13 protein-coding genes are annotated in these 23,963 nt (G+C 44.3%); 11 read left to right on the top strand and 2 right to left on the bottom strand.

The annotated features are described in order from the left end of the window. The first annotated feature begins 19 nt into the window (after nucleotides 1-19). The 9 genes from dnaX (at nucleotide 20) to MADE_RS12490 (ending at nucleotide 13,981) form a co-directional block, all read left to right on the top strand. Nucleotides 20-2,812, top strand: a complete 2,793-nt coding sequence (gene dnaX / locus MADE_RS12530; protein WP_012519083.1) for a DNA polymerase III subunit gamma/tau — start codon at nucleotides 20-22, stop codon at nucleotides 2,810-2,812. Between the two features lie 38 nt (nucleotides 2,813-2,850). Further along, nucleotides 2,851-3,180: a YbaB/EbfC family nucleoid-associated protein gene (locus MADE_RS12525; protein WP_012519082.1), complete on the top strand. Its 330-nt coding sequence runs from the start codon at nucleotides 2,851-2,853 to the stop codon at nucleotides 3,178-3,180. Between the two features lie 398 nt (nucleotides 3,181-3,578). Then, nucleotides 3,579-6,140, top strand: a complete 2,562-nt coding sequence (locus MADE_RS12520) for an HWE histidine kinase domain-containing protein (RefSeq protein ID WP_012519081.1) — start codon at nucleotides 3,579-3,581, stop codon at nucleotides 6,138-6,140. Nucleotides 6,141-6,144: 4 nt separating this feature from the next. Then, nucleotides 6,145-8,541: an EAL domain-containing protein gene (locus tag MADE_RS12515; RefSeq protein WP_012519080.1), complete on the top strand. Its 2,397-nt coding sequence runs from the start codon at nucleotides 6,145-6,147 to the stop codon at nucleotides 8,539-8,541. A gap of 214 nt (nucleotides 8,542-8,755) precedes the next feature. Beyond that, entirely contained in the window at nucleotides 8,756-9,703 is a 948-nt protein-coding gene (locus tag MADE_RS12510) for a hypothetical protein (RefSeq protein WP_012519079.1), read from the top strand. Nucleotides 9,704-9,708: 5 nt separating this feature from the next. After that, complete coding sequence (recR, locus tag MADE_RS12505) at nucleotides 9,709-10,308, top strand: recombination mediator RecR (RefSeq protein WP_012519078.1); 600 nt, start codon at nucleotides 9,709-9,711, stop codon at nucleotides 10,306-10,308. 212 nt (nucleotides 10,309-10,520) lie between these two features. Continuing rightward, entirely contained in the window at nucleotides 10,521-12,443 is a 1,923-nt protein-coding gene (htpG, locus tag MADE_RS12500) for a molecular chaperone HtpG (RefSeq protein ID WP_012519077.1), read from the top strand. A gap of 348 nt (nucleotides 12,444-12,791) precedes the next feature. After that, nucleotides 12,792-13,436, top strand: coding sequence for an adenylate kinase (gene adk / locus MADE_RS12495; RefSeq protein ID WP_012519076.1), 645 nt, complete (start codon nucleotides 12,792-12,794; stop codon nucleotides 13,434-13,436). Between the two features lie 149 nt (nucleotides 13,437-13,585). After that, nucleotides 13,586-13,981, top strand: coding sequence for an MAPEG family protein (locus MADE_RS12490; protein WP_012519075.1), 396 nt, complete (start codon nucleotides 13,586-13,588; stop codon nucleotides 13,979-13,981). Nucleotides 13,982-14,282: 301 nt separating this feature from the next. On the opposite strand, the gene MADE_RS12485 is transcribed toward MADE_RS12490, so the two are convergent. Then, nucleotides 14,283-16,877 carry a TonB-dependent receptor gene (locus MADE_RS12485; RefSeq protein WP_012519074.1) on the bottom strand — a complete coding sequence of 865 codons (2,595 nt, stop codon included), beginning with the start codon at nucleotides 16,875-16,877 and terminating at the stop codon, nucleotides 14,283-14,285. Between the two features lie 724 nt (nucleotides 16,878-17,601). Between MADE_RS12485 and MADE_RS12480 the strand changes: the two genes are divergently transcribed. After that, nucleotides 17,602-20,493: a M16 family metallopeptidase gene (locus MADE_RS12480; protein WP_023559766.1), complete on the top strand. Its 2,892-nt coding sequence runs from the start codon at nucleotides 17,602-17,604 to the stop codon at nucleotides 20,491-20,493. Between the two features lie 90 nt (nucleotides 20,494-20,583). Here MADE_RS12480 and MADE_RS12475 read toward each other — a convergent pair whose 3' ends face one another. Further along, a complete protein-coding gene (locus tag MADE_RS12475; RefSeq protein WP_012519072.1) occupies nucleotides 20,584-22,722 on the bottom strand; it encodes a methyl-accepting chemotaxis protein in 2,139 nt (712 codons plus the stop codon). A gap of 324 nt (nucleotides 22,723-23,046) precedes the next feature. Here MADE_RS12475 and MADE_RS12470 point away from each other — a divergent pair, with 324 nt between their 5' ends. Continuing rightward, nucleotides 23,047-23,892, top strand: coding sequence for a formate/nitrite transporter family protein (locus MADE_RS12470; protein ID WP_012519071.1), 846 nt, complete (start codon nucleotides 23,047-23,049; stop codon nucleotides 23,890-23,892). The last annotated feature ends 71 nt before the right edge of the window (nucleotides 23,893-23,963 follow it).

The following is a 23,963-nucleotide window of genomic DNA, read 5'->3' as shown; positions in this document are numbered from 1 at the left end:
AAGGGCGAAATACGTAATAATGAGTTATCAGGTACTGGCAAGGAAGTGGCGACCAGGCAAGTTCAGTGAACTTGTAGGTCAAGAGCACGTAGTGTCTGCTATTTCAAATGCGCTCGATAACGACCGTTTACACCATGCTTATCTTTTTACAGGTACGCGTGGTGTTGGTAAAACGACCATTGCTCGTATTTTTTCAAAAAGCCTTAACTGTGAGGAAGGGCAAGGGGCAAACCCTTGCGGTCAATGCAATACCTGTAAAGAAATAGAGCAGGGTAATTACGTTGACTTGCTTGAAATTGACGCGGCATCAAGAACCAAAGTGGAAGACACTCGAGAGCTTCTTGATAACGTACAATACAAGCCAACCCGCGGGCGCTACAAAGTGTACCTTATCGATGAGGTACACATGCTTTCTAAACATAGCTTTAATGCGCTGTTAAAAACGCTAGAAGAGCCGCCTCCGCATGTAAAGTTCTTGTTGGCGACAACAGATCCACAAAAACTCCCCATCACCATTTTATCGCGATGCTTGCAGTTTAACCTGAAAGCGATGTCGCGAGAGCAAATAGTCGGTCAGCTTACTCATATACTTCAGCAAGAGCAGCTTGCTTTTGAGGCGCCTGCTTTGGCTTTGCTGGCTAGGGCGGCACAGGGCAGTATGCGTGATGCGCTGAGTTTAACCGACCAAGCAATTGCTCAGGGTGGGAATCAAGTAATGGCGTCGGTTGTTACCGACATGCTTGGCCTGATGGACAAAAACCAGCTTTTGAAAGTAATTCATGCGGTGGTGAATAAAAGCCCTGCCGAGGTTTTGCAGTTGGTTAACGACATTGCTGAACAAGCACCTGATTATGACAATGTGCATAGTGAGTTGGCGAGCTTGCTTCACCAAATTGCGTTGACGCAATGGGTGCCAGAAGCCTGCAAGCTTGAAACCACGTCGGCAAAAGCGATATTTCAATTAGCCAAAACTATTTCTGCAGAACAAGTACAGCTACTTTATCAAATTGCATTGCAAGGCAGAAAAGATTTACCTTTTGCTGCCGATGGTAAAAGCGCGTTTGAAATGACGCTAATGCGTATGATGGCCTTTGCACCAAACGCGCCAATAGCTGAAACCGTAGACGAGATAGAAAACGGGAGGAGTGAGCATAATTTACCTGTAAACCATGCTTCTCCCAGTGGTGGCCCGGGAAACGTTAGTAAGCAGGAGGAACCGCCTTTAAGCGAAACTTCTGCAACGATAGACCAAGGCGAAGCGCCAATTGAAGCGCAGCCAGAGCATGAACCTACTTCACCTAAGACACCGCCACAGAGTCCTATAGCTGATGCGTCGACGGATCTTCCGTCATCAGCTCCCGCTGAAACCGTAGCGAACGAAGAAGAGCCCACCGCGGTTTCTAATACGCAAACAAATACGGCCGCTGAAACTGATATAGCGTTTGAAGCGAATCTTTCCAGCGCCAGTGCATCTGAGGCACAAGAGCCTCAGAGCAATGCATCAGTTGAAGACGAAGAAGCAAGCCCTGTTGCTCAATATTTTGATGAACCACCGCTAGACGCTTATATGGATGACATGCCACCTCTACAGGATGAGAGTGGCCATTACGAATTGGACACGCCCGAAAGCGAGCGTATAGTTGAGCCATCGCCGTCAGCAGAAGAACAGTTAACCTCTACCGCCGATATGCTGGCATTGCGCCAAAAACTCAAACAAAAAAAAGCGCAAGATGCTGACGCAAAAAGTAATAGTGCGGCTAATGCTAAAACGCAAAGCGCTAGTGAAATACAAGCGCGGTTTACTAGAAGTAAAACGGACTCTGCTAGCACAGTGGCTGATGAAAAGAACAGCCCTGAGCCGATTAACAGCCCTGAGCCGATTAACAGCCCTGAGCTAAGTAACAGCCCTGAGCTAAGTAACAGTCCTGAACCCATTAACAGTCCTACGCTTGAAGCCGCTCCAGAGTCCGAACAAAGCCAAGACAGTATAACTGACCATCAGAGTGCCAATACGCTTAACGACGGTAGCGATACACAATTACTTGGTGGTAGTGAACAGGCAAGCACAAATGCTGACTTTGCAGATAACAATGATTCCGGTCATGATGCCTTTGCCCTAGATGATTTTGAAGAGGATATGCCTTTTTCAAATGATGAGAGTGACGCAAATTATAACCCTAACCCGCACGTAGAAGATGCTCCGCCTTGGGATACAGGGAAGTCAGTTCAAGACGGACATTCAGTTGAGCCGTCACTTACGCCTGTTCCTCGCGCCAATGAACTCGAGAGCAAGGAACACGGCTTTTATGAGCGTGGTGAAAATGCCGGTGAACGTTCATTTACTAGGGACGCATTAGATTTTGATACGCCCTTAAGTACAACTTATGAGGGTAGTTTACAAGCTTATCTTTCCGATGGAAGTAAGCTGACTCACGCCAGTCAAATTGATGACTGGAGCAACTTGGTTGAGCAAATGCCGGTAGCAGGCTTGCTTAAGCAGTTGGTATTACATGCAGCATTTTCGCGAAATGGCAATCACGTGTCCCTTGAAATTCACCATAGTCAGACGCATTTATTAAAAGACAGTGCTAAAAAGCAGTTAGTTGATGCAATTCATCACGGCCTGGGTGAAAACGTAGAAGTTAGTATTACGTTGGGTGAACCGTCATCCACGCCGTTTGCATTACAGCAAGAAATTCATGCCATGCGACACGCGCATGCGCACTCGGTTATTAAAACCGATGAGACGATTCAAGCATTGCTATCGACTTTCGATGGGTCAGTGCTAACCGATACGGTTAAAGCGCGATAGCATAATTATTAACACCAAAACGAAGCGAGACAAACATTATGTTTAAAGGTGGAATGGGCAATATCATGAAGCAGGCGCAGCAAATGCAAGAGCGCATGCAGAAAGTACAAGACGACTTAGCGAATCTAGAAGTTACTGGTGAAGCTGGCGCGGGCATGGTTAAAGTAACGATGACGTGTAACCACAATGTTCGTCGCGTTAATATCGACGAGTCGTTGATGGACGACGATAAAGATATGGTTGAAGACTTGGTTGCGGCAGCGTTCAACGATGCTGTTCGTCGTGTTCAAGAGACCAGCAAAGAGAAGATGGGTGATGTCACTGGCGGAATGCCACTTCCCCCTGGCTTCAAAATGCCGGGTTTTTAGACATTAAATATTCACACGCGCTGGGCTTCAAAGCATCAGCAAGTGGTAAGTTCTTATAAAGCTCTGGTTCTATACCGGAGCTTTTTAACATTTGCTCATCATATCTAATTCACCTAATCGACCATATTTCTTCACTCGACGCTAAATCCGCTTCGCCAGCACAGACTCGAGCAACGGCTTTTACATCTCGTTATTCAGGCTTTTCAGTTTAAATACACGCGTTTGCTTATATTTACACTAATATTAATAAATACGCATGAACGGTTTAGGTTAACCAATTCCTAGTCTATATTTATATTGCTTTTATCTTTAAGGTTTTCTGTAGGGTGTTTTCTGAAACTTGATAGCCTTTAGACTCTTGATAGAGTCGTCTAAATAAAGTGGTTGGAACAAATATAATGCACTACAAAGCTAGCGAACTCTCATCATTAGTGAACCAATGCGATAAAGAACCGATTCATCTTTTAGGTAAGATACAAAATCAGGGTTTCATGGTTATTGTTGATAAAGCGGGTGTGGTTACTCATTTATCGGAAAACCTAGAGCATTTTGCCAATGTGACTCGTGATAACCTAATCGGCCAAAGTCTATGGGAATTACTTGACCGTAAGCTTGTGCATGCTATACGAGGCGCGCAGAGTCAGGCGGTGATCCTTAGTAAAGCAACCTACCTTCATTCAATTTCAATACCCCACTGCGAAGACAAGTTCGACTTGTGTATTCATCAAAGTGCCGAGCATTTAATTCTTGAATTCGAAAAGCTAGAAAGTGCTGGCAAATACGAGGGCGTTATCACTGCACTTATGGCTCAAATGTCAATGTTTTCTGAGCTTGATGACCTTTATCAAGGTTTGGTTGAAAGTGTAAGAACAGCGACGGGCCATGACAGGGTAATGCTCTATCAATTTTTAGCAGACGGTTCAGGCGAGGTTATTGCTGAGTCAACTTCTAGCGATATGACACCTTTTCTGGGGTTGCGTTATCCGGCCTCTGATATCCCTCGCCAAGCAAGACAACTCTATAAGAAAAATCTTATTAGAACGATATCTGATGTCAATGGTGAAACCTACAGCATCATAGGGAAAGGTAAAGAAGATACAGATACTATCGACCTTTCTCTTTCACGTCTAAGGGCAGTGTCCGAAGTGCATATTCAATATCTTAAGAATATGAAAGTTGGCGCTTCTATGTCGATATCGCTTATTGTTGAAGGCGAATTGTGGGGGCTAATTGCTTGCCATCACAACTGTAAAAAAGTCATCCCTGGCCGGTTAGTCGCACAGTTAGAGCTTTTCGGAGAAATGTTTTCACTAGAATTATCGAGAAGGCTTGTTAATGAACACATAAGGGTTAGTGAAAAAGCGAATGCTACTTTTACCCGCGTACTTAGCAACCTTTCTTTGGGCAGGTCGTTAAATAATGCCATTGTAGAGCAACTTTCATTGCTTAAGACGCTTATAGATATCGACGGTATCGGCTGTATTTTTAGCAGTGAATATACTAAGTCGGGTGCCGCATTTAGCTCTCAGAAAATCAAACGGCTCACAGCAATACTAGCCGACCTTCCAGATGAGGAAATCCACCAATTTGACAATTTGGCAGACATTGATGACTCGTTAGCAGATACACATGTGGCAGGGGTTTTAGCACTTAAAATCTCTAGTCAGCCAATGGACTATATTTTTCTTTTTAGAAACTCAGTGGTCAACCAAGTGTCGTGGGCGGGCAATCCGTCAAAGCGTGTTAAATTGAAGGACGGTGAAGAGGTACTTACTCCACGGGCGAGTTTTGAGAAATGGGTAGAGACCAATGAGTCAACCTCTACTCCTTGGACCACGCTCGATATTGAACGTGCTAAATCTATTAGACTAGGAGTGATGGAATTAACAATTCGCCATTTGCACGAAAAAGAGCAATTGCAACGTGAGGCGAAAAAAAGACTCGAGTTACTCATTGGTGAATTGAATCACCGAGTTCGCAATATCTTGAATTTAGTAAGCGCGATTATTGGACAGACATCGCAAAATAAGAAAGATATTGACGAATTTATTACCTCTTTATCGTCAAGAATTTCAGCGCTTGCTCTTGGCCATGACCAGCTAACGCATGCCTCATACAACAGCGTAAGATTCAAGGATCTACTTCATAACGAGCTTAAGGCTTATATGATCAGAGAGTCGTCTTTTAAAATAGAAGGGCCTGATATATACCTAGTGCCCTATGCCGTTACCCCCATCGTATTAGTCTTCCACGAGATGATCACGAATGCAGCCAAATATGGAGCCTTGAGCGCCACAAGTAATGATGGCAAAGTGGCGATAACTTGGGGCTTAGATGAAAAAGGCTGCACTATTAAATGGGAAGAGCTAGGTGGTCCGCCCTTACATGGCGTAGGCGATGAAGGGTTTGGAATGACGGTTATAAAATCAGTTATTCCCCATGAACTAAAAGGAAAGGCGTCATTGAGTACTCAAATTGCCGGACTCAATGCGGAATTTCTCATTCCTCGTAAATACATAGAGTTTGGTACTAGCCAAACAAGCACTCAGCATGCAACTCGTGGCGACAAGCCTCAAGCTGTCAGTACAGCTAACACTGAAAAAATTCTCACAAGCGCCTTTATAGTTGAAGACAACCTGCTTATATCGCTAGACCTTAAAAAACACCTCAAACAATTGGGCATTGATAAGATAGATATCTTTGGCGACATTAATTCAGCCAGAGCGGCATTGGCGAAAGTTAAACCTTCGATGATGTTTTTAGACGTTCACCTGGGGAATGAAAATACTTTTCAGTTAGGTATTGAAATACAGAAATTATCAATACCGTTTCTTTTCATTACTGGTTACGGAGCGGCAATAGAGCTGCCAGACGAGCTATCTGAAGTCGATATATTAACGAAACCTGTCGACACAACTTTGCTAAAGCGCTCTATCGAAGCTTTTGGTTTCAAGGTGTAAACCCGTGACTGATATCACTCGCCCCCTAATACTTGTTGTTGAAGACAATTTAATCGAAGCGATGAACGTTAAAAATGCGCTGACCGAAGCAGATATGGAGGTGTTAGGTATAGCAAAGACGGAAAGTGAATTGTACTCTTTAGTCGAGAAACGTGTTCCCGATCTCATTTTGATGGACATCGATTTGGGCGGTTCAAATTCTGGTATTGAAATAGCAAAAAACATCACAGAAAGGTATAAAGTGCCCGTGGTATTTAGTACCTCTTACTGTGATGACACGACAATTTCTAATGCGCTCGCAATTTCCCCGTATGGATATCTTGTAAAACCGTACGGCATGCTTTCGCTCACCACTACTATTCAAGTTGCGCTGGAAAGAAAAAAAACCGAAAAAGCGCTTGCCTCCTCTAATAGACGTTTCGCAATGGCCTCAAAAATTGCGAAGTTAGGCGTGTTAGAAGTCGATACTTCTGCTCAGTCTGTCGTTATCGAGAGTGTAGAAAACCTTTTTGATTTTCCACGTAAAATGCCCGTATCCAAATTCCTTGCGCTGTTTCCCGAGGAAAAGAAGTCTGAATTAAAACAGGCGATACATTTGAAGTCGAATTACCTTACAACGCTGCAGCTAAAAGTTGATGGGCAACCGACTAAATGGTTTCAGGTTGTCCTTTCCGACGTAGGGTGGGGCGACGACTATGTACAAATTGGCGCTATACAAGATATATCAATACTACAAAGTACTCAGTCGAACCTAAGCGTTGCAGATAAGATAGTCAGTGAAATTAAAGAAGGTGTTTTAGTCTGTGATGCTGTAGGGCTCATAATTAAAGCCAACCAATCCTTATGCGATATGCTTGGCACCAAAGTTAAACATCTAATATCTACTCACATTAACAGTGTTTTTCCTAAAGCGCGAAAACACGATCCTCGCCCGGACTATCTAATAGACGGTTTAAGGACTGAGCTCACTATTGTAAGCGAAGGACGAAGGTTTCATTTAACCATGTCGGTAACCTCATTCGAGCTTGATGATGGTGAAACAAATTTCGTAGCCATTCTCACTGACGTTTCAGAGCTCAAGTCATCGGAAAGTCAACTTAAGTACTTAGCTTTTACCGACGCTCTTACGGGTGCTGGGAACCGGAACCTTTTGAACAGTATTGTCGAGACTTATAATGAATCATGTGAGCCCTGCTCAATTATTTTTATAGATATCGACGAATTCAAGCTTATAAATGATACCCATGGACATGAGGTGGGAGACGAGATATTGAGAGCATGCGCAAGTCGATTTAAGGCTGCGTTGAGAGGTGATGACACTGTTATAAGGTTTGGGGGCGACGAGTTTGTAGTCGTGACAAGCACTACCTGCCACAAGCTTTTGAAAAAAATGACATCGCGGTTATCTTTATCATTGAAAAAAATCTTTAAGACAACATCAGGTGACTTTCAAATTACTGCAAGTATCGGCCTTGCTTCATCTACAGAAAGTATGTCGCCAACAGAACTACTAAAAAATGCAGATATTGCTATGTTTTCAGCAAAACAAGGCGGTAAAAATGGTGTTGTCACATTCAGCGATGATCTTTCGAAAAATATCGAGTATAGGTTATTTATTCAACAAGGGCTTAAAAGCGCAATTCAAAATAAACAAATCACAGCCTACTTTCAGCCTATAATAGATTCGAAAGGTGAAGTATTAGCCGTGGAGGCGTTAGCTCGCTGGCACATACCCAGCCATGGTCCAATTAGCCCTGACAAGTTTATTCCTATAGCTGAACGCACAAAGCATATTCACGATATTGGGTTACTAATGCTAGACGAGGTCTGTTTTGCACTCAAAGCATTAAGCGGATGGGGTTTTTTAAACGTAAAATTCAATCTAAATATGTCAGCGGTACAGTTACAGAATGATGGTGTTGTAGAGCTGTTTGCTGAACGTTTTGCTTTCCATAATATAGACCCTGGACGCATAGTCATAGAAATCACTGAATCCACGCTTCAAAGTGCAAAGGCAAGAGACGTGCTTATAAAGATTAAGGCTCTTGGCGTCATCGTTTCCATCGATGACTTTGGTACAGGTTTTTCTTGCATATCAGAGTTAGCTGACGAAACGTATGACGCTATCAAAATTGATCGCTCACTACTGCCCGGTTTTCCACTGCAAAGTGAACAAGAAAAACGCAGAGCGCTTATCATCGAGAATGTAGTGTCAATGTGTGTGAAACTCGGTATGCCTTGCACTTTAGAAGGCTTAGAGACCATTGAACAGGTGTCGTTCGCCAAAAAGATTGGTGCCAAAGCTATGCAAGGGTACTACTTTACAAGGCCTGTGAACTTGGTCGGATTAATGGAATACCTGCAAGCAGAGCATGCTTCACCGCTTGTTAATGTTAGATAACACGACGAGGAGGAATGAAGAGGCTGCTTCAAGTACTATTTTACGTCATCAAAAACTTACCTATCGCACTAAAATGCGCTTCGTGTGAAAATGGTCTTTATTATCACATGGTTCGTTATATTATTTACTTCCTATCCCTAGCTTACTTTTCAACTAACACTATTTTTGAGCGCAGGGAAAACGTTAACTCAATTATTATCTAGAGGCTTTTGTAGTGCTAAGGAAAGGCTTAGTTATCACCACGGTCATACTACTTCCCGTTGCCGCCGTGCTATTTTTCATGAGTATTCACGAACTGTTCAGAATGAAAACAGTGACGGTCGACCCAAAGCTTAAAGAGATTTCCGGTATTGAATTCGACAAATACAAAAGACTTTGGGCAATAAACGACAGTGGCGACGGCCCCGTCTTATACATGCTTAACAAAGACGGCACGATTGAAAGAAAAGTGACTGTGACAAATGCTAAAAATGTGGATTGGGAGGACATGACGCAAAATAGTTTTGGCCACTTTTTTCTCGGTGACTTTGGTAATAACGACAACAAGCGCCGCTGGCTTACTATTTACAAAATAGAAAACCCAATCGATATTAAAACCGACACCACGGAAGCGGAGATTATTAAGTTTACTTACCCCGAAATGGGTGATGGGAAAGTTAAACCTGAAGATAAAAATTACGATTTAGAGGCGTTTGTTGAATATAAACGCAACCTTTATTTGTTCACGAAAAACAGAACACAGCCCTTTGACGGCATTACCAAGCTTTATAAAGTTGGTGATCACGCCGCTAACTTCGATGCCCAGCTCATCGGGGAATTCAAAACCTGTACCACGCTAGAAAAGTTATGTTGGATAACCTCAGCGGCAATAAGCCCAGATAGAACTAAGCTGGTACTTCTTGACTCAACCAGTTTATGGTTATTTGAGAACTTTGAGGGTGATAATTTCTTCAGTGGCTATGTATCACGCATAGACCTTGGTGTGGTGACGCAAAAAGAAGCGGTAACATTCTATGATGACAATACTCTGGTGTTCACCGATGAAGAGTACAAAGGGCTATTTGGTGGTAATATTTACGAAGTTAAACTCGACCAAGCAAAGCGGAACGTGATTAAATACCGCGAAAGCCCACAAAGCGTCCAAGAAGTACCTAAGCAGTAGAAAATATGAAGTTTAGCCCGTTACTATCAGAATTAATCCAGGCACTAACCTGCCTCCCTGGCGTTGGGAATAAAAGCGCCCAGAGAATGGCGTTCCACCTTTTGGAACGAAACCGTACAGGTGCTATCGACCTCAGTAACGTTTTGCACAATGCCATGGAGCACATACATCACTGTAAGCGCTGTAGAACGTTTACCGAAGATGAGCTTTGCGAAATATGCCGTCACCCAGAGAGAGAGGCTAGTGGCTTATTGTGTATCGTGGAAAGCCCTCAAGATGTGTTAGCTATCGAGCAAACGTTGAGCTACAAAGGCCAGTATTTCGTGCTGATGGGGCATCTATCGCCTATCGATGGCGTGGGGCCTGAAGAAATAGGATTAACTGAACTTGAAGGGCGCCTTAGCGCGGGTGGCATTAACGAGGTCATTCTTGCTACAAACCCAACGGTTGAGGGAGAAGCCACGGCGCATTATATTGCCCAGTTGTGCGCCAGTCACAACGTGGATGCCTCTCGTATAGCCCACGGTGTGCCTGTTGGGGGGGAGTTAGAGTATATCGATGGCAACACCCTTACTCATGCATTTTCAGGCCGTCGCAAATTATAATTTGTTGCGCATGGTTTTCGCGTAATTAGCACCTCAGTAACAGTAACGTATCAAGCCCTTAATTGCGGTGTATTATTTCTGCGCCGCCTCGTTACCTTCAAAAAAACGCTCTCATATAAAATAAATTTTCGTTCTAAACGTTGAAAAATGCGCTGAGCGTCCTTACCTGTTTATCAGTTAACGTGATCCATTCAACGAGGAGATATTGGATTATGGCTGAAGCAGCCCACAAAGAAACTCACGGTTTTCAAACAGAAGTAAAACAGCTTCTTCATCTGATGATTCACTCTTTGTATTCAAACAAAGAAATTTTTCTACGTGAACTCGTGTCAAATGCGGCAGATGCAGCAGATAAGCTTCGCTTTCGCGCGCTAGAAAACGATAGCCTGTACGAAAATGATGGCGACCTATGCGTTAAGTTAAGCGTAGATAAAGAAGCTAACACAGTGACCATTACAGACAACGGTATTGGTATGACTCGCGATGAAGTCATTGCCAACCTTGGTACCATTGCAAAATCGGGCACTAAAGACTTCTTTAGCAAACTTTCTGGCGATAGTGCGAAAGACTCGCAGCTTATCGGTCAGTTCGGTGTAGGTTTCTACTCAGCGTTTATCGTTGCAGATAAAGTGACCGTGCGCACCCGTGCGGCGGGCGCTGACGCAGCGGCTGGCGTAGAATGGATTTCAGACGGTGAAGGTGAATTCACTATTGCTGAAATCAACAAGCCTACTCGCGGTACCGAGATTACGCTTCATCTACGCGAGGATGAAAAAGAATTTGCCGATACATGGCGTCTGCGCTCTATTGTAAGCAAGTACTCAGACCACATCAGCATTCCTGTACAAATGTGGAAAGATGAGGTGCCTGAAAGTGAAGGCCCAGATGGCGAGAAAATTGAAGCGCAGCCTGGCGAGTGGGAAGTGGTTAACAAGGCTACCGCACTATGGACTCGTGAGAAGTCAGAGATTACTGATGAAGAGTACAATGAGTTTTACAAGCATATTTCTCACGACTTTGCAGACCCGCTAGCATGGGCACATAATAAAGTAGAAGGTAAAACCGAGTACACGAGCTTATTGTATATCCCTTCTAAAGCGCCATTTGACATGTGGAACCGCGATCAAAACCACGGTCTTAAGCTTTACGTTCAGCGCGTTTTCATTATGGATGACGCAGAGCAGTTCATGCCAACCTATCTACGCTTTGTAAAAGGTTTACTAGACAGCAACGACCTTCCGCTTAACGTGTCTCGTGAAATCCTTCAAGATAACAAGATCACGCAAGCGCTGCGTCAAGGTTGCACTAAGCGTGTGCTACAAATGCTTGAGAAAATGGCGAAGAACGACAGCGACAAGTATCAGTCGTTCTGGAACGAGTTTGGTAACGTGCTTAAGGAAGGTCCAGCAGAAGACTTTAGTAATCGCGAAAAAATTGCGGGCCTACTGCGCTTCTCATCGACCCACGATGAGTCTGACGCTCAAACCGTTTCACTCGCCGATTACATCGAGCGGATGAAAGAGGGTCAGGACAAGATTTACTATGTAACTGCAGACAGTCTGCAGGCCGCTAAATCTAGCCCGCACCTTGAAATTTTCCGCAAGAAAGGAATTGAAGTACTGCTAATGGGCGAGCGCATTGACGAATGGTTAATGTCTCACCTGACTGAATTTAACGAGAAGCAATTTGTTTCAATTGCGAAAGGAAACCTAGATTTAGGCGACTTAGAGGACGAAGAGTCTAAGAAAGCGCAAGAAGAAGCAGAAAAAGAAGTAGAAGGCGTACTTGAAAGAGCGAAAGCTGCGCTAGGTGATAAGGTAGTTGACGTGAAGTTCACGCACCGCCTAACAGATTCTCCTGCGGTTATTGTTGCCGATGATAACGGCATGACAACGCAGATGATGAAGCTTATGCAAGCTGCGGGTCAGACTGTGCCAGACGTGAAGTATCACTTTGAACTTAACCCTGAGCACAGCTTAGTTAAATTGCTAGCAGATACCCAAGATGAAGAGTTGTTCAATCAGTGGGTTGGCGTGTTATTTGACCAGGCATCACTGTCAGAACAAGGCAGTCTGAAAGACCCTTCTACCTTTGTTCAGAACTTGAACACATTGTTAATGAAGTTGGCAAAATAACCGGTTAAACCCACAGTTTAATCAATAAAAACGGGCGTAATGCCCGTTTTTCTATTTATAAGGCTAACAAAAGTAAGTTTACTGTTTTCGTTATGCTATATTTTAGTGGTTTAATCATTCGAGTTAATCAAATTCAGGCGCGTTCTTTTATTCTGAGCGACGATGAATAAGTAAGGGGTGAACTTCAGCTATAGGTATAAAAAAGCAAAAGCGCCTATAAGCTGAACATATATTCGCCATTAGTCTTAAGATTAACTTTTGGGTACGCCTTACACTTGTCACTCTAGTGCTGAATGTGTAAAGTGCCCGAAGTAAAAAGTTCAAAAATCATAAGCGGAGAACGCACTCATGCGAATCATTCTTCTCGGCGCTCCTGGCGCGGGTAAGGGCACACAAGCTCAGTTCTTAATGGGCAAATATGGCATTCCACAAATTTCAACGGGCGATATGCTTCGTGCTGCAATTAAAGCAGGCACAGAGTTAGGTCTTGAAGCTAAGCGTGTAATGGACGAAGGCAAGCTAGTGTCTGATGAAATCATTATTGGCCTAGTAAAAGAGCGTATCGCACAAGACGACTGTAAAGACGGTTTCTTGCTAGATGGCTTCCCTCGTACTATTCCACAAGCTGATGCAATGAAAGAAGCAGGTGTTTCTGTTGATCATTGTATTGAGTTCGATGTGCCGGATGACGTTATTGTTGAGCGTATGGGTGGCCGTCGCGTACACCCCGCCTCTGGTCGCGTATATCATGTGGTTTACAACCCGCCGAAAGTGGAAGGTAAAGACAACGAGACGGGTGACGACCTCATCGTGCGTGATGACGACAAAGAAGAAACGGTACGCAAGCGCTTAGCGATTTATCACGAGCAAACAAAGCCGTTAGTAAATTATTACAGTGCTGAAGCCGAAGCCGGAAACTGTGAATACCACAAGCTAGATGGTACTCGCCCAGTTGAAGAAGTAAGTGCTGAACTTGCAGAGCGTTTAGGTTAATCACTAACAACGTTTATAAAAGGTCGCTTGTGCGGCCTTTTTTGTTGCTTGTAACTTATTAGCGGATAACGTTTAATGTCTTTTGATGCTATGAGAAGACATGCGCAGATTAACGCAACGCGATATAACTATAACATGTGGAGTAGACCATGGTTTTGCCAATCACGGCGTTTTACGCCAGCTTACTGGGTATTTGCTACCTGTATTTATCGTTTTTAGTCATTGGTGCCAGACGTCGACACCAAGTGGGCATTGGCGATGGTGGTCATGAAGATCTCAGTCGCTTAGCTAGAGCCCATGGCAATTTTAGCGAATACGTACCTATTACGCTTATTATGATCGCGTGTTTCGAAGCAAACACCGGCCAAATTTGGGCCGTACATGCCCTAGGCAGCGCGTTACTGTTTGGACGTGCTTTGCATGCTTACGGGCTAGGTCGCCACTCTGGCGTTAGCTGGCAGCGCTTTACGGGCATGATTCTTACCTTTTTGGCAATGCTTTGTGCTGCGGTCGGTAATTTAATACTTATCCACTTTGGCATGTAAACTCAAGGTCGTTGAAGTGAAAGCTTATAAAGAGATAATGCCGGCTTAGCTGGCATTTTTTATGGTTAACGCTAAATAGTCGGTGGTTCGAGTAATTTTTCATACAAACGCATAGTTAGCAATATTCGATAATCAGGTATAGAGAACAGGTCTTTTTTCTAATTTTTATAGATATAGTGTTTTCGTCAGCAAAGAGGTACCTTTTTGAATATCTGTTTTTTTAAACATTCATTCAACAACACAAATAAAAAGCCCTCGATGCATATTAAATGCATTGAGGGCTTTGTCGTTTTAGCTACTTTTAGAAGCGGTAAGTTAGTTTAGAGTAAACAAAGCGGCCACGCGGGTTGTGTACGCTGCCAACATAACCATAAAGGTCGCTATCGCCGTTACCGATTGCAAACGGCGGCTCTTCATCTAGCAAGTTGTTAGAACCAATCACTAGGCGAAGGTTATCGCTGTAGTTGTAACCAAACTGAAGGTCTACCAGCATTTGAGAATCCACGGTTCTAGAGGTATTTTCTTCAAAATCTAATACACCGTCGAAGTCGATATCAGGGGTGTCTTCAAACTCCCCAATAAAGCTGATGTTTAAATTGGCATCAAACGCGCCTTTCGACCACGTTGTACCAAACAACCAGCGGTGCTCTGGGTAACCGTATTCGCCCGTATACTCTAGACCGTCTTTTTCAAACTCGTTCATGTAAGACCAATCTAGGTTGAAGCGTACGTTGCCGTACTCTTGTAGTTCCATGCTGTAATTAGCGCTGAAATCAACACCTGAGGCTTTTTGTGACGATACGTTTTGGTAAGTGTTAAATATCTTCTGGATAACACCTAGCGACTCACCCTGTTGTGGGTCTAGACGTACACAGATTGTGCTGTCCTGGTTATTACACTCAGCGTCGTAAACCAAACCAAATTGCTGTTCGTCAATTTTGTTATCTTGAGTAATACTCCACACGTCGATGCTTAGGCCCAGTTCTTGAATAGGCGCATAGATCACGCCCACGTTCCATGACTCTGATTCTTCTGCATCTAGATTAGGGTTACCCGCAAACTCGATGTTGTAATCCAATGATTCACAGTCTTGACCTGTTGCTTGACAGCGGTATTGATCAACAAAGAATACGCTTTTCTGTGATGGGCCTAAACCCACTTGTGCAAGCGAAGGCGCTCTAAAGCCTTGGGCCCATGAACCGCGAACCGTAACTTCATCGCTTGGTGCCCAACGTAACGCAATTTTAGGGTTAGTCGTGCTGCCAAAGTCGCTGTAGTGGTCGTAACGGCCTGCAAGCTGTAGCTCTAGCTCTTCAGCCAAAGGAATTGAAAGCTCTAAATATGCTGCGTACTGATCGCGTTCTGCTGAAGCTGATACTGACTCAGTACCAAAGATCAGACCGCGTTGGAACTGAACGTCTGGAACGTCAGACACTTGCTCTTCACGGTATTCAACACCCGCCGCCATCATGACGACATCATCGCCAAAATCAAACGCTTCGCCCGTGATATGCGCATCAACACTGGTCATGCGCGATTCACCACGACGCACTAGGCTGGTCGTAATTTCGTCAATTACGCTTTGAGGATTAGTTACGCCGCCAAAGGGATTGTAGTTGCCAAGATCAATTTGCTCTTGTAGCCAATCAACGCGAACCCAACCTTGCGATTGGTCACCGCTTTGCTCTGAACGGCTGCGGCCTTTTTGAACCGACGCTTCCCAGTCGTAGTCGTTAAACGTACCGCGTAAACCTGCGACTAATCGAAGGGTGTCTGACTCAATATCCCAACGGCGAGCGCCAGCATCCACAGGGCGGTAGCGACCTATTTCAATGTCTTGTCCGAAAGGGTTATCAGGGTGAGTGCCCGGAACTGTCAAGCCTGCGTCTTCGTCAAGGGGCGTTGCTGCACCGCCTGCTTCAGACGTATTGTGCTGCATAGCAACTTCCATAAACGCGGTAGTTTCATCGCCAATTTTATAGTCGAATTGACCGATAAAGCCTACGCGCTCAGAGGCTGGAATCGTTAAACCAAACGGGCCGTAGTCGAATAAACAACTACCAGACGCAGTGGCGCTATCTTCCGGGCAGTCTGGGTCGATAGTTTTTACGCCATCAACATAAAAATAACCCGGGTACCCACGTGATGAGCGAAAATCCATGCCGCCGTAAGGCGATTGGTTTGCTGTACCGAAGCGACCCATTTCGTCAGCTCCTAGGGTGCTGTTATTGAAATAGTCGATAATAACAGTGGCACTGCTTTTCTCGCTTTGCGAACCCCACAAAATGCTTGCTGTGGTTTCATCGTAACTAGGGCCTGTTGTGCCGCCGTAGCCTGCATTGATCTCTAGACCTTCATAATCTTTTTTAAGTACTACGTTTACTACACCCGCAACCGCATCTGAGCCATAAATAGCCGAGGCGCCGTCCTTTAGAATATCAATGCGCTCAATGGCTGATACCGGGATAGAGTTAATATCAACAAATGAGTTAGTGATACTTTCTGCAAACGCGCTGATTGCTACTCGGCGACCGTTAATAAGCACTAGCGTTGCATCTGGCCCCATACCTCGAAGCGATACAGCTGCTGCGCCGTTAGCGGTTGAGTCTTGGCTATTGTTACGTGTTGAGAAAGTACCTGCCCCGGTAGCGGGCATTCTTTCTAATAGTTGCTGAAGGTTTTCATAGCCCATGCCTTCAATCATTGTGGCGTCAATTGACTGAATAGGAGAGGGACCTTCCATATCTGTGCGTTTAATGCGAGAGCCCGTTACTGCAATTCGTTCAAGGTTCGCTGCTTCTTCGTCAGCTTGTTGTGCATGCACTGGGCTTAGTGAGGTAATTCCTGCAAGCGCTAATCCCACTGCTATAGCACTTACTTTACGACCTTGTTTCATTGTTATTTCCTTATTATCCATTTTACTTGTTGTGTGTTTCGGCAACACTATTTGTTGCAGATTTATCAATAGCACTCCTCATACTAAAGTTGCAATAGGGGAATATGCGAAATATGTGACACTTGGTTACAAAGTGTGTAAACCGTCTCTTACTTAATCGTATGATATTCTTTTTGTTTGAGTAATTAATAAGAAGTTAAAATTTCATATAATCAATGGCTTAGTGTATTTTGTGGGGGTTATGGATAGAAGGGAGTGTGGGATATACACGCTTGTACAGTCGTATGAATTGTAATATTTAAGTTATCGTGTAGTACCTCTACATTTTTATCCGCCGCTCAACAGCGGCTATTTTTACAGATCTGACCAGCGTTTCACTGCCGGGAAAATGAACGCATGTAAAGGTCGCCAGTGCCCTTTGACAATCTCTTGTAACAGGTGCAGATATAAATCTAATCAGTTCGTTCAACATTGCGATGGGGAAAATGTAACTAACTGTGTCGAAAAGTGGTCGGGTCCACTACAAAAAGTTTCGTTTTCGCTTGTTGTACTTACTTATAAATATATTAAAAATCATGTACTTAAATTGCTAATTTGAGAGGTTTCTGCCAACGCTTCAAATGCTATTAGTGCAAAACAAATGATGAGGGATAGGGAATGCCGTAGCGCTCACTGTGTGCTTGTGGTACTTGTTACGTCTTTTAATTAGCGAAGATTAAGAACCATGCTCAAAACATTCAAACGAACGCGAATGTGTAATGCCGTTGCTGTTATGGCGTTAAGTGCAATCTCCATAGGTTGCACTAACAGCGGCAAGCCTGCCCTCAACACACAAGCAGCCTCACTATCAGCGTCTCAAACCGTTAACAAGCGCGCGTCCTCGTTCAATGTAGAGTATGAACGCTTTACGCTAGAAAACGGGCTAACCGTGTTGCTACACGTAGATAGGTCTGACCCTGTCGCCGCGGTGGCACTGACTGCACACGTGGGCTCAGCAAGGGAGAAAGAGGGCCGCACGGGGTTTGCGCATCTGTTTGAACATCTCCTTTTCTTAGAATCTGAAAACTTAGGTAAAGGCGGGCTTGATAAGCTCAGTGCCCGTATTGGAGGTTCAGGGGCGAATGGCTCAACAAGCCGAGACAGCACTAATTATTATCAAACTGTACCTATCGATGCGTTGGAAAAAATGATTTGGGCTGAAGCTGACAAATTAGGCTTCTTTATTAATACGGTAACAGACCCCGTGCTAGCGAAAGAAAAGCAGGTGGTGAAAAACGAAAAACGTCAACGCGTAGATAATCGCGCCTACGGACACAACCAGTATGTCATCGACAAAAACTTGTACCCAGCCGGGCATCCATACAGTTGGCAGGTAATAGGGTCGTTAGACGACCTTCAAAATGCAACGCTTGCCGATGTTAAAGCGTTTTTCAATACATGGTATGTACCAAATAATGTGGTGTTAACCATCGCGGGGGATATCGATGTTGCACAAACAAAGTCTTGGGTTAAAAAGTATTTCGCTGAAATACCGGCGGGAGAAACAATTCCTAAACTTGCAACCCAGCCAGCAAAGTTAGATGAAACAGTCAAACGCTTCCATATCGATAACTTTGCTCAAGCACCTATGCTTACCATGGTTTGGCCCACGGTTCCCCAGTACCACGACGACTACTACGCGCTTCAGGTGCTTTCTCAATATCTAAGCGAAGGTAAAAACGCGCCGTTAAACAAAGTACTTATTGATGAGAAAAAACTCACCAGTAACCTTTATCTTTATGGTTACGATGCAGAATTAGCGGGGCAGCTACAGCTTCAGGTCATGGCATTTAATGGCGTTGATTTAAATGCAGTATATGCAGGCATTGAAGAAGCATTTGCGCGTTTTGAGAAAGAGGGTATTGCACCTGAAGACCTTGCGCGCATTAAAGCGGGGCAGGAAACCGAATTCTATCAAGGGCTTTCTAGTGTGTTAGGAAAAGGCTTTCAGCTTGCACAGTACGAAATTTTTGCGGGAAACGCGGCTTTTATCAGCCAAGACGTCAAAAAAATTCTAGGTGTTTCACAAGACGATGTAATGCGTGTATATCGCACCTATCTTAAAGACAAGCCTTATGTCGCCTCTAGTTTTGTACCTAAAGGCAATAAGGAACTTGTTCTTGCCGGGTCAACAAAAGCTAACGTGGTTGAAGAATTAATCGTTGAAGGTGCAGAAGAGGCGTTTGATGCATCAATTGCTGCTGACTATGAGCGTACGCCTTCCTCCTTTGATAGAGCAAAAGAGCCTGCTTATGGAGCGAGTATAGAGGTTACGCCGCCACAAGTATGGCAAAGCACCTTGTCATCTGGCATTGATATAGCCGGTATTTCAAATGACGAAGTGCCGTTAGTGGCTTTTGAAATAAAACTCGATGGTGGAATGCTGCTCGACCCAGCAGGAAAAGCAGGCACAGCTAACTTATTAGCAGAACTTTTACTTAAGGGAACGGCAACGAAAACACCAAAGCAGTTAGAACAGGAAATACAGCTTTTAGGCGCCACTCTTCAAACGAATGCATCGGAAACGGCAGTAACAATTAGCGGCTCGGTACTGTCTAAGCATTACGATGCGCTAATGGCGCTTGTTACTGAAGTATTGCTCTCGCCTCGCTTTGATGAAGCAGAGTTTGCACTTGCCAAAGACGATGTAATTAATCAAATTGAGCAAATTAAGGCCAACCCAAATGCCATTGCTGCGGCAGAATTTAAAGCGCTGCTTTACGGTAACGCACATCCGTTCGCGCAGACCCCGCTGGGTGAAAAGGAAAGTGTCACGGCCATCAGCCTCGATGACGTTAAGGCTTTTTACAGGAACAATATTTCCCCATCTGTAGCTAAGTTTCATGTGGTGGGCGATATCGAGCCGTCAGACGTTAAACAGGCATTAGTTACGCTAAATAGTGCTTGGGTACCGAAAAAGGTATCGCTTCCCATCGTTTCAGAGCCATCTTTACCTGAAACGTCTCAATTATTTTTCTATGACGTACCGGATGCCAAGCAGTCTGTTTTGTATTTTGGCCATGCAGGCCCTAAAGCGACGCACAGTGATGCCTATCTGGCCAGCGTGATGAATTACCGTTTAGGAGGCGGCGGCTTCGCTTCACAACTGATGCAAGAACTGCGTGAGAACAAGGGCTACACCTATGGTATTCGTTCATCGTTTTCAAGCGACCAGTATACCGGTGAATTTATTATAAAAAGTGCAGTGCGTTCGAATGTAACTTTAGAAGCGACACAGGCTATACAAGATATTTTGCTTTCATACGGCAACGGGTATTCAAGTGAAGATCTTGAGGTTACGAAAGGATTCACATTGAAATCTGGTGCGCGTGCCTTTGAGACACTCGGGGCAAAGTTGAATATGGTAGATGAAATAAGTGATATTGGGTTACCTAACGACTACGTACTACAGCAGCAGGCAGAAGTAAAAGCGCTAACAGTAGACGACGTAAAGCGCCTGTACAACGCTTACGTACACCCAGGTAAAATGATTTACCTAGTTGTAGGGGATAAAGCGACACAGTTTAAACGCTTAGAAGCGCTGGGCCTTGGCACGCCAGTATTGCTTAACCCGTAAAACCAACTGAACTGACTAAAACAAGGCTGCTATTAATAAAAAGGCCCGTATGAAAAGTGTTCATACGGGCCGTAGTAGCAATGTTGTGTGCTATTGATGCGTTTTGAGTTTTGCAAGAAGCGCTGCTAATTTACTGACTGCGTTGTTTATAGCCTTTGAGCTAGCCGCTGATGCTTCTGAGTTGGTTGCAACTTCAGACGTGGCGTTACCAATCACCACCATGTTTCTGTTTAACTCCTCGCTAACCTGGCTTTGCTCTTCTGCAGCTGCAGCCATTTGTGTCATGCGTTCGCTAATTTCACCGATTTGAAGTACGGTAGTTTGCATTTTATCGAGTGCAGACTGCGAGCGATGAGATGCATCATTGGCTTTTTGGCTACCTGAGTAGATAGTCTCTACCGTATGGTCAACTTCGCCTTGAAGGGCCGTTATTACATTGCCAATTTCCTCTACAGACTCTGCCGTTTTAGAGGCGAGAGAGCGTACTTCGTCAGCAACCACGCTAAACCCGCGACCGTTGTCTCCTGCCCGAGCCGCCTCAATGGCCGCGTTGAGTGCCAATAGGTTGGTTTGATCCGCAATAGCACCAATAACGTCGAGTATCTTTTTAATATCTGCACTACGCTGAGAAACGGCTTGCACTGCTGTTGACGCGTTTTGCATTTCTTGCGATAGGTCAACCACCGAGCGTGTTGCTTCAGAGATTTCCGTTTCTGTCTGTTTTACCGAATCGGTAGCGTTGTCTGCATTATTGGCCGCATCTGCAGCCGTCCTTGCCACTTCCTGTGCAGTTTGCGACATTTCCGTTATGGCGGTCACCACGCTGTCTATTTCCGCTTGTTGAACTTGTATTAGTTCATTAGTGCTCTGCGTGTGCGCCTGTGTTTCTCCGCTTTGCTCAATGACGTGTGAACACGATTGCTTGGCTTGATCTAACATTTCACGCACGCTTTCTTTGAAGTGATTAAACGCTTCGCTTAGTTGAATGAGCTCTGCGTGAGAATGAACGTGAATATCTTGAGTAAGGTCACCACCTTGGCCAGCGAGTTCTTCCATTCGCGCTGCCACCTGTCGCACAGGTTGAATAATACTTTTCGTAAATAAAAAGACCAAAACAAGCGCAATTACCGTGCACACCACAGCAACAATAAATTGAGTCGTTAATAGCGAAGTCACGGCAGTCGAAATCATGGTTTCAAGAGATGTGACAGGGGCCATGGCATGGGCTTTACTGACACCGACAATCATTTTCCACTTCACACCAGCTAAGTCTAAATCAATATCTTCTGATACATAGAGCATCCCGTCGTTTTCAAGAAGCCCTGCTTGTTTATTGGCACTTAGCAATGTTTCAGATTTGGCTTTGTCAGCAAATACCTCGGAAAAAGGACGAGCGAGTTTGCTTGTCGCGTTAGTAGCGGCAACCACTAAGCCATTTTGGCTTATTACATAAACTTCTGCATTACCGTTGTAAAGCGACGCTTTAAGGTTTTCTGCACGCTTTTGAATAATTGGCAGGTTAAGGTCAGTACCTAGCACGCCACGAAATTGATTATTGGCTATAACCGGTACGGTCAAGCTGGTCATTAATTCCGTATAGCCCTCGCGAATTTCGTATTGATAGGGGTTAGATACGCACGGCTTACGGGTTTCCTTATTGCACAAATACCATTCTGCTGCTCGAAACCCAAACTCATCTAACCTTGTGTCGTGTTTTAACTCTGGGTCAGTAATCGGGATCTGCTCCGCCAAGCCGTTATTACCGCGAATAAAATAAACTTCAAAGCTTCCTGTCCCGGGCGTTGAATGTATCTTACCGGTTTTGTTGGCTTCAGCGTTTCCATCAAATAAGTTAGTTTCGAACTGAGCGTACATGCTAGACGTTGTGCCGGTATTCAACACACTTTTCACTAGACGTTGCGTTTGTTCGCGACTTAGCGATAGATCGTCGCTCGCTTCAATACTCGCGCTTAACTGGCTCGCCAACGTGTAAGGTAGAAAATGGGCACTGTTTATTAAGGCTTCCGTTTGCGCCGCATATTGAGACGCTTTTGCAGATACTGTTTTCTGTATTTGACTGACGACTTCGGTATTAACATGCTGTCCTATTTCGCTTTCTGTGCGGTCAAGCAAAGCATAGCTGACACCAATGAATACCAGAGCGATTAAAACAAAAAGCATGCCGACAACAGACATAAGCTTAGAAGATAGTGAGTGGCTTTTTTTCATACAGAAACAACGTGGTTTGTGAGTGGACAAGTGATGTAAGAAAGTGCGCTTACCGCTAATACTTAAAATGGTAAAGCGTTCGATGTTTACCAAAGTTGTAATCGGATAAGTAAAAAACAAATCCTGATAATTACGACCGCGGATGATACACGAGCAAAAACGCATTGTTTTTTAATTTAAGGTTTCGTGTCTTGTACCTTGGTATTGATTTTAATACGCAAAGGCAATGCAGGTGAATGTGACCGAAATGTAGGGCGCCACACGTACCAGTTTATACTGATTTAATGTAGGGCGTGAGCCTACTGGACTATGCTGGAGGCATTGATGGCTGAAAAATCGCAGCAATCAAAAAAAAGAGAAAAGGACGTGGCATTGAGCCATACCGAAGAACAAGATGTAAGGGACAACCAAAGCTTAAATTCAGTTTCTCTTTATGCCATTGTGCATCGCGAGGGATTAGAAGAGCTTCAGCGACCCATGATGTCTTTATGGTGGTCAGGCGTAGCGGCAGGTATCGGCATATCGCTTTCCATTTTAGCTGAAGGGATCTTGCATCACTTATTTAAAGACTCCCAATACCAGTTCGTAATAGAAAATTTGGGCTATACCGTAGGTTTCGTTTTAGTAATAGTGGGGCGGCTTCAGCTATTTACTGAAAATACCTTATCGGTCATCTTACCGCTTCTTAGCAAGCCTTCCGTGAATATGTCGTTTTGTATAGCAAGATTATGGCTGATTGTGTTTGCCGCTAACATGGTAGGTACATTTTTGGCTGCGGTATTCAGTTATACTTTGCAAGCTGTACCTCCCGAGCTGGTGGAAGGAATGACGGCCATTTCTCAACACTACGCCGAATTCAGCGTTTCAGAAGCGTTTTCTTATGGCATAACCTCAGGTTTTATTATTGCCGCTATTGTGTGGATGAAGCCATCGGTGAAACATTCTCAAGTGTTGATGATTGTCATTTTCACATACCTTATCGCCATCGGTAATTTTACCCACGTAATTGCCGGTTCAACAGAGCTCTTTTTACTCGTGCTTCAAGGGCATATTAGTGTTGCTGAAACTGTCGCTTTAATTGGTGCAACCTTGATGGGTAATATTGTAGGCGGAACAGGGTTATTCGCGTTATTAGCCTATGGGCAAGTTGTGCGAGAGATAGAACGGTAAATAGAGCGGTAAGTAGAACGATAAAACAGAGCAGTAAATGAAAAATGCCCTTACACAAAGAAGCAATAAGG

The sequence above is a fragment of the Alteromonas mediterranea DE genome, assembly GCF_000020585.3.
In the GTDB taxonomy this organism is placed as follows: Bacteria; Pseudomonadota; Gammaproteobacteria; order Enterobacterales; family Alteromonadaceae; genus Alteromonas; species Alteromonas mediterranea.
Note: the sequence above shows the minus strand (reverse complement) of the source record. Positions and strands in the feature narration are given on the sequence as shown.